This window comes from Sphingobacterium sp. BN32 (assembly GCF_030503615.1).
Lineage (GTDB): Bacteria > Bacteroidota > Bacteroidia > Sphingobacteriales > Sphingobacteriaceae > Sphingobacterium.
This window is the reverse complement of the sequence record NZ_CP129963.1, coordinates 2,457,723-2,471,587: the sequence shown is the minus strand read 5'-3', so window position 1 is coordinate 2,471,587 and position 13,865 is coordinate 2,457,723. Positions and strand designations below refer to the sequence as shown.

At 40.7% G+C, this 13,865-nt stretch carries 14 protein-coding genes and 2 tRNA genes; 8 read left to right on the top strand and 8 right to left on the bottom strand.

The window, feature by feature from the left end; genetic code table 11:
• Positions 1 to 4: 4 nt before the first annotated feature.
• The 3 genes from ligA to QYC40_RS10395 form a co-directional block, all read right to left on the bottom strand.
• Entirely contained in the window at positions 5 to 2,023 is a 2,019-nt protein-coding gene (gene ligA, locus QYC40_RS10405) for an NAD-dependent DNA ligase LigA (protein ID WP_301990189.1), read from the bottom strand.
• A gap of 120 nt (positions 2,024 to 2,143) precedes the next feature.
• Positions 2,144 to 3,178, bottom strand: coding sequence for a glycosyltransferase family 2 protein (locus tag QYC40_RS10400; RefSeq protein ID WP_301990188.1), 1,035 nt, complete (start codon positions 3,176 to 3,178; stop codon positions 2,144 to 2,146).
• Positions 3,179 to 4,045 (bottom strand): lysophospholipid acyltransferase family protein, encoded by an 867-nt coding sequence (locus tag QYC40_RS10395; RefSeq protein WP_301990187.1) that lies wholly within the window; start codon positions 4,043 to 4,045, stop codon positions 3,179 to 3,181.
• Positions 4,046 to 4,117: 72 nt separating this feature from the next.
• Here QYC40_RS10395 and QYC40_RS10390 point away from each other — a divergent pair, with 72 nt between their 5' ends.
• Positions 4,118 to 4,726, top strand: a complete 609-nt coding sequence (locus tag QYC40_RS10390) for a WbqC family protein (RefSeq protein WP_301990186.1) — start codon at positions 4,118 to 4,120, stop codon at positions 4,724 to 4,726.
• Positions 4,727 to 4,796: 70 nt separating this feature from the next.
• Entirely contained in the window at positions 4,797 to 5,459 is a 663-nt protein-coding gene (locus QYC40_RS10385; RefSeq protein ID WP_301990185.1) for a hypothetical protein, read from the top strand.
• 417 nt (positions 5,460 to 5,876) lie between these two features.
• Here QYC40_RS10385 and QYC40_RS10380 read toward each other — a convergent pair whose 3' ends face one another.
• The 4 genes from QYC40_RS10380 to QYC40_RS10365 form a co-directional block, all read right to left on the bottom strand.
• Positions 5,877 to 6,461 carry a sugar O-acetyltransferase gene (locus tag QYC40_RS10380; protein WP_301990184.1) on the bottom strand — a complete coding sequence of 195 codons (585 nt, stop codon included), beginning with the start codon at positions 6,459 to 6,461 and terminating at the stop codon, positions 5,877 to 5,879.
• 199 nt (positions 6,462 to 6,660) lie between these two features.
• Complete coding sequence (locus QYC40_RS10375; protein ID WP_301990183.1) at positions 6,661 to 6,840, bottom strand: type II toxin-antitoxin system RelE/ParE family toxin; 180 nt, start codon at positions 6,838 to 6,840, stop codon at positions 6,661 to 6,663.
• A gap of 424 nt (positions 6,841 to 7,264) precedes the next feature.
• A complete protein-coding gene (locus QYC40_RS10370) occupies positions 7,265 to 7,897 on the bottom strand; it encodes a nitroreductase family protein (RefSeq protein WP_260040661.1) in 633 nt (210 codons plus the stop codon).
• Positions 7,898 to 7,932: 35 nt separating this feature from the next.
• On the bottom strand, positions 7,933 to 8,538 hold the full coding sequence (locus QYC40_RS10365; protein ID WP_301990182.1) for a TetR/AcrR family transcriptional regulator: 606 nt from the start codon (positions 8,536 to 8,538) through the stop codon (positions 7,933 to 7,935).
• Between the two features lie 124 nt (positions 8,539 to 8,662).
• On the opposite strand from QYC40_RS10365, the gene QYC40_RS10360 reads away from it, so the two are divergent.
• Entirely contained in the window at positions 8,663 to 9,493 is an 831-nt protein-coding gene (locus QYC40_RS10360) for a patatin-like phospholipase family protein (protein ID WP_301990181.1), read from the top strand.
• Between the two features lie 185 nt (positions 9,494 to 9,678).
• Here QYC40_RS10360 and QYC40_RS10355 read toward each other — a convergent pair whose 3' ends face one another.
• Entirely contained in the window at positions 9,679 to 10,506 is an 828-nt protein-coding gene (locus QYC40_RS10355) for an alpha/beta fold hydrolase (protein ID WP_301990180.1), read from the bottom strand.
• Between the two features lie 135 nt (positions 10,507 to 10,641).
• On the opposite strand from QYC40_RS10355, the gene QYC40_RS10350 reads away from it, so the two are divergent.
• The 5 genes from QYC40_RS10350 to QYC40_RS10330 all read left to right on the top strand — a co-directional run bounded on the left by QYC40_RS10350 (position 10,642) and on the right by QYC40_RS10330 (position 13,864).
• A tRNA-Arg gene (locus QYC40_RS10350) sits at positions 10,642 to 10,715 on the top strand.
• A gap of 598 nt (positions 10,716 to 11,313) precedes the next feature.
• Positions 11,314 to 11,387: transfer RNA gene (locus tag QYC40_RS10345), tRNA-Arg, on the top strand.
• A gap of 75 nt (positions 11,388 to 11,462) precedes the next feature.
• Positions 11,463 to 12,032 carry an adenylate kinase gene (locus QYC40_RS10340; RefSeq protein WP_301990179.1) on the top strand — a complete coding sequence of 190 codons (570 nt, stop codon included), beginning with the start codon at positions 11,463 to 11,465 and terminating at the stop codon, positions 12,030 to 12,032.
• A 17-nt stretch (positions 12,033 to 12,049) separates the two neighbouring features.
• Positions 12,050 to 13,048, top strand: coding sequence for a GTPase ObgE (gene obgE, locus QYC40_RS10335; RefSeq protein WP_301990178.1), 999 nt, complete (start codon positions 12,050 to 12,052; stop codon positions 13,046 to 13,048).
• Between the two features lie 42 nt (positions 13,049 to 13,090).
• Complete coding sequence (locus tag QYC40_RS10330) at positions 13,091 to 13,864, top strand: TIGR02757 family protein (protein ID WP_301990177.1); 774 nt, start codon at positions 13,091 to 13,093, stop codon at positions 13,862 to 13,864.
• The last annotated feature ends 1 nt before the right edge of the window (position 13,865 follow it).

Sequence of the window (13,865 nt, the reverse complement as noted above, 5' to 3'; positions counted from 1 at the left end):
TATTCTATTTGTTAATCATTGCCAACAGCTCGCCTTCCGAAATAATCGGAACGCCCAGCTTCTCAGCTTTTGCCAATTTCGATGGCCCCATTTTATCCCCTGCAACCAGGTAATTTAGTTTTGCAGATATTCCGCTTAACATTTTCCCGCCATGCGATTCTATCAATGCCGTAAGTTCTTCTCGAGAGTAATCGGCGAATACACCTGATATCAAGAAAGTCTGACCAGAAAGACCGTCGCCCGCAAGCACTATTTCCTTCTCTTCTATTTCAAATTGCAGACCCGCCGCTTTCAACTTCTCAATCTCTTCCCAATGCTCAGGCTGGTTCAGGTAAAAATGTATACTTTCCGCAATACGGAAACCGATATCCGGAACAGATTCTATCTCTTGTGCAGAAGCAGCTGCGATTGCATCAATATTCTTAAAATGCTGTGCTAATTTCTTCGCAACCGTCTCACCGATATGACGGATCCCCAAGCCAAATAACACTTTCTCAAATGGCTTTTGTTTCGATGCCTCCAAACCGGCTAGCATGTTGTCGATAGACTTTTGACCAAAACGTTCTAAACCTACCAACTTATCCTGATGGTCTTTCAATGCATAGAGATCGGAAATTTTAGAGACCAATCCTAAGCGGAAGAAGGTTTCGATGGTTTCATCACCAAGACCTTGCACATCCATCATCTTGCGACCGATAAAATGCTGAAGCTTTCCAACAATTTGCGGTCTGCAACCATCCTCATTCGGACAATAATGTACAGCCTCGCCTTCCTGACGGATCAGCTCGCTTCCACATTCCGGGCAATGCGTCGGGTAGACAATAGCAACAGCCCCTGCAGGACGTTTCTCGACATTCGCAGAAATAATCTTTGGGATAATTTCACCACCTTTTTCTACAAATACCGTATCGCCTTCGTGCAGATCCAAACGTGCAATTTCGTTAGCATTGTGCAGAGAAGCCCGCTTTACGGTAGTTCCCGCTAAAAGTACCGGTTGCAAATTAGCAACTGGCGTCACAGCGCCTGTTCTTCCAACCTGATAACTAATGCTCTTCAAGATGGTTTCAACACGCTCTGCTTTAAATTTATAAGAGATTGCCCAACGTGGAGACTTTGCTGTAAAGCCAAGATCTTCCTGCTGCGCATAATCATTTACTTTAATAACAATCCCATCAATCTCATAGGATAGCTTATGTCGGGCTTCATCCCAATAATGGATAAAATCTAGTACCTCATCAATATTGTTGCATAGTTTCGTGTGCTCACAAACATGGAACCCCCAATCTTTTACAGCTTCAATACTCTGCCAGTGGCTGTCGAATAGTTTATTTCTATTGTCAGCATACAGAAAATAGAGGAAGCAGTCTAATGGTCGCTTAGCAACCTCTGCGGAATCCTGTAGCTTTATGGTGCCTGAAGCAAAGTTTCTTGGGTTAGCATAGGTCTGATCGCCATTTTCTTCGCGCTCCTTGTTCAGACGAAGAAACGCCGACTTATGCATGAAAATCTCGCCTCTGATTTCAAAGTTATCTGGATAGTTCCCCTTTTTTAATTGGTGCGGAATACTGCGAATGGTGCGTACGTTGTTGGTCACTTCATCACCTTGGGTTCCATCACCACGCGTTACGGCTTTGACCAGCTTGCCATTTTCGTAGGTCAGCGAAATAGATAATCCGTCGAATTTAAGCTCGCATACATATTGAAACTGATCGCCAATCACCTTCCTTACGCGGTTGTCAAAATCTTTTAACTCTTGTTCGTTGTACGTGTTGCCCAATGACATCATCGGCCATTTATGCTTTACGGTCTTGAACTTTTGCGTAATATCTCCACCGACCTTGAGGGTAGGAGAGTTGGGATCACGATATTGAGGGTATTGAGCCTCTAAAGATTCTAATTCTTTGAGTTTCTGATCAAAATCATAGTCAGAAATCAACGATTGTGCTAATACATAGTACTGGTAATTATACTCGTTTAATTCCTGGGTGAGCTGCTCAATTTTTGACTGGATATCTGCTGACATAGACCACGAAAATACAAAATATTCTAGGCCTAAAACAATTTAAAACAACTATTTAATTAAATCGGCAAACTATAGAGCAATAAAAGATAAACCAGTAAAAAACATTGTTCAGCAGAACGGCTAATGATGGAAATTATTGTCTTTTAGTTGGGAGAATTTATGGATATTATTCACGTAAAAATCCCATACGATGGAGTTTTTGTATTGTCCAACTTTGTTCTCTTTGTTCGAATAAGTTTTTCGTTTTTTTGCGTTTTTAATGAAGTTTTTGAAGAAATATTGATGCGCACGGCTAACAGCCCAGGCGTCCTTCGGTTTTCGTTCCATCAAGAATTTCAATAAGGCCGCAAAATCTAGCCAAAAACGAAGAAAGATTTTCCAAATACCTTGACCAACCGGGAGGTTCTTCTGTAGCATTTGAAGATTATTGCGGAAGTTTAAATATGTTTTCTGCGGGTTGCTGGTGTTCAGAGTTCCGCCACCAACATGATATACCAATGAGTCAGGGCAGTATCCAATCTTATATCCTAGTTTTTTCAACCGCCAGCAGAGATCGATCTCTTCCATATGCGCAAAGAAATCAGGGTCAAAACCTCCGACTTCTTTCCAGGCTGCCGATTTTATGAACAACGCCGCGCCTGTCGCCCAAAATACTTCTTTCTCATCGTCGTATTGTCCCTCGTCTTTTTCCAATTGATCGAAAATACGGCCTCGGCAAAATGGAAAGCCAAAGTAATCTATGTAGCCACCCGCCGCACCGGCATGTTCAAAATAGCCTTTCTGATGGTACGATTGTATTTTAGGTTGAACCGCCGCCAATAAAGGGTCTTTTTCCATTTGCGCAATAACGGGTTCTATCCAATTTTGGGAAACTTCCACATCCGAGTTCAGTAGAATATAGTAGTCCGCTTGAACACGTTTTAGTATTTCATTATATCCACCCGCAAATCCTAAATTCTCATCATTCTTGAGAATAGTAAACTTTGGGTAATTCTCTTCAACATAGGCAATAGAGTCATCGGACGAACCATTATCGCCAATAACAAATTCAATATTTTGATAGGTGCTGTTAAACACGGAAGGAAGGAATTTCTCCAAGAAAAATCGACCGTTCCAGTTTAATATGACAACTGCTACTTTTGGATTATTAGTCATTTAACTCCTTCTTTTTCTTTTCCATCGACGATGAGACCATAACCAATAAGCAGGCTCCTCGCGAATAATCTGCTCCGTAAACCGATTATGGATATGGGTAATCTCATGCTCTGGATACTCATCAGGATTCTCTACTAATGTGGTAAACTTACAATAGTAGTATCCTCTTTTTTTCTTTCTTCTGATTTCACAGAATACAACAGGATTCTTTGTCATCCGGGCGATACGCTCGGTACCGGTATAAACTAAGGTTTCCTGATTTAGAAACTCCATGAAATAATCAGATTCCTGATAAACAGGAGTCTGATCTGCCACAAACATACTGATATGTGGTACATTTTTCAACTTTATCATGTGCCTCAAAATCTGCTTCATGGGCACCATTGTCGCTCCAAACCTGGTTCTGATGCGGTTATAGACTTCGTTGAATACTTTATTATTTAATGGTTTGTAGATGATTAGCTCGGGCGTATCCATCATCAGCGAGAGACTATGTATTCCCATCTCCCAATTGCCATAATGCGCTGTTACGCCAATGACCGATTTGCCAGCATGAATATGCCGATACACCTCCTCCGGATTCAAAAGCTCAATCCGTTCGCGAACAGCTTTAGCTGATATGCTCGCTAACTTGACAATCTCAACCAAAAGGTCTGGGAAATATCGATAAAAATCTCGTGCAATCTGTTTGATCTCTGCGTCGGACTTCTCAGGAAAGGCATTTCGTAAATTCTCAAAAACCACATGTTTCCGATAGCCAATCACATGAAAAATTAGCACAAAAAGTACATCTGAAATCAAATATAACAACCAAAATGGTAATAATGAAATTAGATAAAGTAATCCCGATACTAGTTTTTCTTTCATCGCATTGATAAGTACTATGCAAATATCCCCAAATAAAGCTATTTTTGCGGACATTTTGTTGTTTATTTACTTATGTCATCAGGACTTTTAATGCCGGCTTGCTATTTGCCGAATGTTTCTTACTTCCACGCGATAAAACAAAACGAGCAACCGCTTGTGATAGAGCAGTTTGAGAATTATCCGAAACAAACCTTCCGTACCAGAACGCAAATCGGAACTGCCAATGGTGTTTTAGATTTGATCGTGCCGATTGTGCACGGTAGAAAGGAACGCGTTAGAATGAAAGATGTGAAGATCAATTATGATCATCCTTGGCAACGCCTACACTGGCTAAGTATACAAACTGCATACCGTAGCTCGGCATATTTCGAATTCTATGAGGATGATTTTAGAACGTTCTATGAAAAAGAGTATGAGCTATTGCTGGATTACAACAGCGAGCAGATTAAACTGATTCTCAAATTGCTGAAAATGAATAGAGAAATCAGCTTCTCCGAAAGTTATACAGACGTAGAGCAAGGAATAGACTATAGAAAGGCGATACATCCGCGACAACCTTCGCCGATGAGCAACCCGAAACCTTACTATCAGTTGTTTGAGGAAAAGAACGGATTTATCCCGAATTTAAGTATCATCGATCTACTTTTCAGTCAAGGGCCACAATCGAAAAACTTCTTATAAGAACTAATTTCATTCCCTGATAAAACAAATCGTATCCGATTATTGTTGTTCAATAAACCAACAATTTTTAATGAGGAAATTAGTTTTACTGGCAATTTTTTGCTGGGTGTCATTTAGCGCGTTCGCGCAAAAAGGTGCGGATACCTTACACTATAACAAAGTTTACTACTTCGGCGGTACGGGTATTGCATTGCCATTGGGGAAAACCAAACAAGCCCTTTCGACAAAGCTTTTTACAGGAAGTATGGGGCTGGATATTTCTTTGAAAAATCCAAAATATTACCTGCAGCCCACCTTATATCTGATGAATTTCAAGTATGATCAGTTGTTTGCCGACTCAAAATATAATCGTGTTGTGGAGAACGCGCGCGCCTCGATGTACGTGCTTTCATTGGCCGGTGGTATTCGTCGGCAATGGAATCGTTTAAACACCTATGCCTATATCGGACCCGCTGGCGCACTGAATATCGAGCCGAGGGCGCAGGATGCGGGAAATAATGAACTTGTAGAATTACATTACAAATACAGTATTTCGCCAGCCGCCAAAATCGGAATTGGCGCAGACTATAAATTCAAAGGCTTTTTCTTAGGAACAGAACTTGGTTATATGCATAATTTCCGAGAGATTCAAGGAAATCCAGTTAACGTGATGACTTTGATGGTAGGTTTGAAATCGGATATCACAAGCTTGAAAAACAAGGTGGTAGACGTTATCCAGAAAACGACCAACTAAGGTTTTCTGAAAGCAGGAAAAAATAAATAGTAAAATTTTTAATAAAGATACAATAATCTAATATTGACTTCGTTATAATAAAGAATAGAAGAAAAAATATTTAGGTTAATAATTGGTTTGGTAAATACCCGAGGTTCCCCGCCTTGGGTATTTTGTTTTTTATAACGGTTTTCGTCGCGATTTTAGCCTATCGTTAAAAAATGAAAGAATGTGCAGCGAAAAACTTTTATGGTCCCAAAGAAACGCCAACAGGGATGGAAGTTCTTGATGGATATTGAAAACAGACACGCTCAGAAAAAAAGTGTAAAATATACACAGTTTACATACTAAACTATCTCAACTGTCGTTTAGATAGTAAATTCATAATTTCATAATTTAGGTTAATAATTGGTTTGGTAATACCTGGGGTTCCCCGCCTCAGGTATTTTTTATGTTTTCTGTTGTGGCTTCGATGTGCCGAATGACCCGACAGGGATTGCCCACAGCAACCACATTGGCAGGTATATCTTTCGTTACCACAGACCCGGATCCAATAACCGAATTATCGCCTATACTAACGCCAGGATTAATAACTGTATTTCCGCCGATCCATACTTGATGGCCTATTGTAATCGGTTTGGAGAACTCCCAACCCTCAGTTCGCTGTATAGGATCAATAGGATGTGAGGCCGTGAATAGGCTTACATTCGGTGCGATCATCACATTGTCGCCAATAATGACCTTGGCACCGTCTAGAATAACTAAGTTATAATTTGCATAGAAGTTATCGCCTATTTCTATGTTATATCCATAATCGCAGCGGAAGGGAGGTTCAATAAAAAAACGATTCGATGTTTTGCCGAAAAGTTTTTTGATGATTTGGTTGCGCGCTTTAACCTTTGTAGGATCCATCTGGTTGAACTCATGAAGCATTTTTTTTGCTTGTTGGCGTTCTTGAAATAGCTCGCCGCCCATGTCCAAGAAAAGCTCCCCAGCGATCATTTTTTCCTTTGCTGATTTCATTTTAAGATGATAATTTCTGAATTGGAAAGATACAAAAATGTGCATTCTGCCCTAACATTCTTAACAAAACTTTCATGCTTTTGACCAAGATAGCAAGAGGAATGGAAGTTCCTAAAGGTCTTTAAAGAGCAAACCCAAGCCGAAATTTAAGGCATTGGATTTTGTCTCATATGCCTTCTATTTTAATGTTTTACAGCGTTTAGTGGGTGTCTAAATAATGTAGATCATATGCATCTCCATTTTCTAATCGAAAGATCATTCTAAAGTTTCCACTTACGTCCATAGACCAGAAACCCTGATAAGGAGGCTTTTTCAATGCATGAACCCGGTATTGCTTAACGATTGGTTCTGGAAAATCGTCTATTGCACTGGACATCATAAATATACAGTTTACGAATTTTCAGGTCAATTAATATTTCAATAAGTTTACTTAAAATAGGGCAACTATCGAAGAGAAGAACAGCAAAATAAGAACTTATTCAACCTCGCACCCGACGCTCCCAATTTAAAGCTTTTTCAAACCCCTTTCATACCCAATTGGAAGCGCTTATGAAAGGGTTATGTATTGGGTTTACATTGGGTTTGAAAGGGCTTTATGTCGAACGAGTTTCGAGGAATGGTAGAACAAAATATGGAGCATTAATATTTAACTTTCAAATTTGCTTAGAAACGCTAATAATGATGTCGGTTCTTGTAGCCCATAGAAAACAGACAAGCTTAGAAAATATAAAAGCAGCTGCCTTTTCAGACAGCTGCTTTAAAATATGTTTTTGTATTATAGTTTACTAATTTCCGTTGTTGGATTAGTTTAAGTTGATAACGAACTCTTCTTTGTTAACCCTTACTTTCTTAAGATTAACCAACCAGTCATTCTGCTCGTCGCGGTATCCCAATGCTAAAATTGTAACGGATTTCAGGCCTAGTTTGTCGAGTCCTAGAAGTTCGTCCAACTGTTCATTGATAAAGCCTTCCATTGGCGTTGCGTCTACACGTAATTCTGCCGCTGCAGCAATAGCAATTCCGAAGCCTATATAAGCTTGACGCGCTGCATGATCAAAATGTGCATCTTTCGTTTGTGTTTGAAAGCGAGCGAATAATCCGTTTTTATAATCGTCTGCGAATCCTTCAGGTAAACCACGCTCCACTTGTTGCTGTAGGAAAGGCGCGTCTACACGTTCTTTCGTGTATTCATCGTATGCAGCGAAAATCAAAAGATGCGAAGCATCAACAATTTGCGACTGTCCGAATGCGATAGGCTGAATTTTAGCTTTTAGTTCAGGATTACTTACTTCGATTATTTTGAATGGATGAAGACCGGAAGAGGTTGGCGCTAGACGCGCTGCCTCTATGATTTGATCGACCTTTGCTTGTTCTACTGCCTGACCATTCATTTTCTTGGTGGCATATCTCCATTGTAAGTCTTGTATTAAACTCATTTGTTTTTAAAATTATAATTATTGTAAGCTGTATATTAATTCTTTTGTATGTATTGCGTGAATGCTCGAATACTGTCTGCTAACACTTCGGATGGGCATACTGAATCAAACTTGTTTATCGTGAGTAATTCGATAGCAACCACGCCGTGTAGGATAGACCAAAAGCTGCGATATTTGACGCAGGTATTCAGATCTTTCTTGCCGCTGCTCTCGATCAGCTCGTCAATAAATTGGCGAAGGTAATTTGCTAATTCCGCGATTGCAGGAACTTGTTGATGCATTTCGCAAGTAGGCAAGCCTACGCCGAACATCAACTCATAGTCTTTTGGATTTTTGGAAGCAAAATGCCAATAGCCTTCGGCAACCTGTTGTACTCTTTTTTCGATTGGATCCGTCGGTACTACGCAAGCTTCGATTTCCTTTTTCAACGCCGCAAATCCTTCTGCTACAAAAAAGGCGGTGAGTGCTTCCTTGCTTTCAAAATGTTTGTAAACTACGGGTACCGAATATTCGATGGCGTCGGCGATCTTGCGGATGGAAAGCGCCGCCCATCCTTCCATGTTCACGATCTCCCGTGAGGATGCGATGATTTGGTTTTTCACCTCTTGTTGTTGCCTTAGCTTTCTTTCGGATAAGCTCATTTATCTTTGTTTTGTTAACAGTGTTAGCAAAAGTAACATCGCTAATTAAAATATGAAAATTGAATATTGAAAACGACAAAAAGATGACATTTTACAATCAGGAAAATTAGGTTTAACTTTAGCTATGAACATTCTTAAAAGTAAGCGTAAAGTATCCTTGGTGTTGGGAAGTGGGGGTGCCAGAGGGTTGGTACAGATTGGGGTCATTCGAAGTTTAGAAGAGAAGGGTTACGAAATCGATGAGGTGGTTGGATGCTCCATTGGTGCCTTGATTGGGGCAGCTTATGTGGAGGGGCGGCTGCAGCAGTTGGAAGATTGGATGATGTCGATCAACCGCTCGATGATCTTTAAGTTGTTGGATTTTACAAACCCTCGATTCGGACTTTTAAAGGGTGAGCGGGTGTTCGAATCCTTGAAGGATATCTTTCCGGATAAAAATATTGAGGATATGGATATTCCGTTCCGCGCAATCGCGACTGATATTAAGAATGAGAAGGAGGTAGTCTTTGAGAAGGGCTCGGTTTACAAAGCGATCCGTGCTTCCATTGCTATCCCCGCGGTCTTTACGAGTGTGCTTTCTGATGATATCAGCTTGGTCGACGGCGGAGTGGTCAATCCTTTGCCAATCAACTTTGTGAAGCGCAAGCGCCGCAATATTGTGGTCGCAGTAAACTTAGACGGCAAGCCTAACCCACGCTATGGTCCGATAGCCTTTGATAAACCGGTAAACTCGATCGGAATGTTGCAGGAAGCATATTTTGTGATGCGCCGTAAGCTCGCTGCGCTCTCAATTGAACTTTATAAGCCAGATTATGTGATTAATATTCCTCATAATATTGCGGGCTTATGGGATTATGACAAAGCAACCCAATTAATCGAACATGGTAAAATGCTTACCAACAAAGTGGTGCCCGATTCGGCGTACAGAAAGAAAGTACTATTGGAAGCGAAGTAGGTTGTTCGGAGGAGGGTGTTTAAATTGATAAGCTACTAAATGGAAAGCCCTTTTTTTCAAAGGGCTCCATAACGTTAGCTTTTTAGAATTTCATATACCTGCAGTATTCAAATTTGGATCTTGGATGCCAGTACGTTGAGTCCCTCTCGTAAAGGGCCAAGGGCATCCCCGGCGGCATGCGTCACTTATACCTTTTCCTGCATAAATGTATTCATGTGCAAATTGAACTTTTCGGTATCCTCCAAGTTTGGTAAGTGTCCGCAGTGTTCAAACTCTATATAGGTCGATCCTTTAATTTTCTTGTGTAGTTCCTCCATCAATTCTGCCGGAGTGATTTTATCTTCTTTGCCTCGGATAATAAGCGTAGGCACTTTAATTTCGTTTAAAACATCGGTTGTATCTGTTCTAGCAGCTAGCGCAAGTAAGGTTGCGCATATGGAGGAGATGCTATTTCTGCGAATACTGCTTTTAATCAGCTCAACCGCTTCAGGTTTATCTTCTACAGAACGCGCCGAAAAGACATTCCCTACAAATCCGATGGCATAGGGGCGGCGTCCATGTTGCAATACGGCCTGTACAGCATCGAATCGCTTTTGCTTGCCAGCATTATCATCCGCTTTGCTATGGGTATCACAAAGAATCAATCCGGAAATTTTTTCCGGGAACAATTGATAGGCACGAAGCGCTATATAACCGCCCATGGAAATACCACAAAGCACCGCTTCTTCAATATCAAGCTTGCGCATCAACACGCCCAAGTCTTTCGCAAAAACATCAATGGAAAAGAAGCCATGTCCTTTGGTGCTGTTTCCATGTCCACGAATGTCTACGGCGATACCCGTTATATTGTCTTCTAAGCTCTCCAATTGATCGCGCCACATGTTCTTATTGAAAGGAAAACCATGTAGGAAGATGATAGTTTTCTCGGGTGTTTCTGTCGCTTTCTTGATGTGATAAGCAATGCTAAGATCGCCTATTCTAATTTTATTGCTCTTAATGATACGTTCAGCCATAAATGTAAATATATTAAAATCAACAATATGTAGTAAATATAGTTTTGAAATGCATGAAAAAAGAAAAAAAGGATTTGGAAAATTTAAAAAAGTCCCGATATTTGCCCCATCACAGGGGGATATCCACCCTCAAAAGCGCTCATAGCTTAATTGGATAGAGCACCTGACTACGGATCAGGAGGTTAGGGGTTCGACTCCCTTTGAGCGCACAATTTCCTTTTTAGTAGTCAGTATTTAGTAGTTAGTAGTTAGTAGTTAGACCTACAACGGCTAGACCTTAGCTATGAGAGTTTAGATCTTAGTCCATCATAGCCTTCCATGCAGTCATTCATTCTTGATTCAAATAATCCTCCTTTATTTTAATACAATGCACTTATTTTCTATATCCGGCACTTCAGGGGCTTTATACTAAATACAAACTACTAAGTACTATCTCTAAATTCTTTGTTCACATTATCCTGTGTTCCATTAAACCAAAGCACTTATTTGCTATATTCCAAAGCACCTATTTGCTATATCCGGCACTTCAGGGTCTAAGTACTAAATACTAACTACTAAGTACTAACTACTATTTCTCCATTCTTTGTTCAGATTATCCTGTGTTCCATTGATCCAAAGCACCTATTTGCTATATCCGGCACTTCAGGGTCTAAGTACTAAGTACTAACTACTAACTACTATTTTTTATTTTGCTCAATACAACGGAGTTAGCTAGAAATGTTAAAAAAAGTTTTGCTCAGCAGATAATTTCCGTATATTTGCATCACCAAAACAGAAAAGGCAATAAGTCGTGAAGTAATGGTTGCCGCGCTCATAGCTTAATTGGATAGAGCACCTGACTACGGATCAGGAGGTTAGGGGTTCGACTCCCTTTGAGCGCACTGAAAGAAAGCCTAATTCTTAAGAGGAATTAGGCTTTTATTTTTTATCTTGAAAAATAAAAATAACAACACAATATGCTAAACCTTGTATTATTCGGACCTCCAGGAGCAGGAAAAGGCACTCAATCTGCTAAATTGATCGAAAAATATGGATTACACCATATCTCTACAGGTGATATTTTTCGTGGACATATCAAAGATCAGACAGATTTAGGAAAACAAGTAAGCCAGATCATTGCCGATGGTAATTTGGTTCCTGATTCTATCACCATCGCGATGTTAGAAGAGGAAATCAAACAACACCCAGAAGCGAAGGGCTTTATTTTCGACGGTTTCCCACGTACTGTGGCGCAGGCTGAAGCTTTAGATGCTTTCTTAGAGTCTAATAATACATCAATTTCCGGGGTAGTTGCATTGGATGTTGATGAAACAGAACTTACACAGCGTATTGCTAAGCGCCAGGAAATATCTGGACGTGCAGACGATGCTGCTGATAAATTGAAAAAACGTATCGAAGAATATTTCGGAAAGACTATCCATGTATTGCCGTATTACGAGGGTCAAGGGAAATTGACTAAGGTGAATGGCATCGGGGATATTGAGGAAATCTTCAACAACCTAACAACGGTTATCGATCGTTATTAATAGTATTAGGAGGATTAATGGCGCAGGGGTCAAATTTCGTTGATTATGTTAAGGTTTGCTGCCGCTCTGGACATGGAGGTGCAGGATCAGCTCACTTACACCGTGATAAATTTACGGCCAAAGGTGGACCTGATGGGGGCGACGGTGGCCGTGGTGGTCATATTATTTTAAAAGGGTCTACACAACACTGGACGCTTTTACATTTAAAATTCCGCAAACATATTATTGCCGAAAGTGGTGAGCCCGGTGGCAGTGCCCTTCGTTCTGGTGCGACAGGTAAAGATGAGATCTTGGAAGTGCCGCTTGGAACGGTAGCTAAGAATGCCGAAACTGGCGAAGTCTTATTCGAGATTACAGAAGATGGCGAGACCAAAATCTTGACGGCCGGTGGTCGCGGGGGTCTTGGTAACTGGCATTTTAAATCTTCCACCCAACAAACTCCTCGTTTCGCACAACCTGGTATGCCGGGTAAGGAAGAGTGGGTAATCCTTGAGCTGAAAGTATTAGCCGATGTAGGTTTAGTAGGATTTCCGAATGCTGGGAAGTCTACTTTATTATCCGTTGTTTCGGCTGCAAAGCCTGAGATTGCTGATTATCCCTTTACGACGCTTGTTCCTAACCTAGGCATCGTTAGTTATCGCGATAATAAATCGTTCGTGATGGCGGATATCCCAGGAATTATCGAAGGAGCTTCCGAAGGGAAAGGCTTAGGACATCGTTTCTTACGCCATATCGAACGTAACTCCGTTCTATTGTTTATGGTTCCAGCAGATACGGATAGGACAATTGAGGAAGAATATGATATCCTTTTGAACGAACTGACTGCATATAATCCTGAGTTATTAGACAAACCGAAATTGCTGGCCATCACGAAATCGGATATGCTAGATGATGAGCTGGAGAAGGAAATGGAATTGCAAGTGCCGAAAGGTATTCCGCATGTGTTTATCTCTTCAGTCACCGGTAAAAATATTCAACAATTGAAAGATTTAATCTGGAAAGAGATTAACAAATAATATAAAAAGCAACTTCGGTTGCTTTTTTTGTATTTTGTCATTATGGATTTATCGCTTAAGGATTTCTTAGATAAAAAGGTTGAAGAATTCAATACACCTAATTTTATACCTGCCGACCCTATTAGTATCCCACACCGTTTTACTTTAAAACGAGATATTGAAATCATGGGTTTCTTTGCCAGTATTCTGGCCTGGGGGCAACGTAAGACCATTATCAATAAGTGTGTAGAGTTGGCAGCGAGGATGGATAATGCGCCTTTTGATTTTATCATCAATCATCAGGAAGAGGATCTGAAGCAATTGTTGGGCTTCAAGCATCGTACCTTTAATGATACAGACTTACTTTACTTTGTCTCTTTCTTTAAGCAGCATTATCAGCGTTTCCCCTCCTTCGAAGATGCTTTTTTGCAAGAACCGTTCATCACCGGAGTCAACCGAGTGGAACAGGCCTTAAATAGTTTCCGTACTTATTTCTTTTCCTTACCTGACTATCCTACGCGCACGAGAAAACATATCAGTTCTCCATTGCAGAAGTCGAGTTGTAAGCGATTGAATATGTTCTTGCGATGGATGGTGCGCAAGGATAATGCGGGGGTAGACTTTGGTATTTGGAATCGGCTGCAACCTAGCGATCTGATATGTCCATGTGATGTCCACGTGGAGCGCGTGGCTCGAAAGTTTAATTTAATCCAGAGCGATAAGGTCAATTGGAAGACTGCCGTTGAGCTCACGGAGAATTTACGGGAACTAGACCCTTTAGACCCCGTAAAATACGATTTTGCTTTATTTGGTATTGGTGTAGTGGGTGAGATGTAAT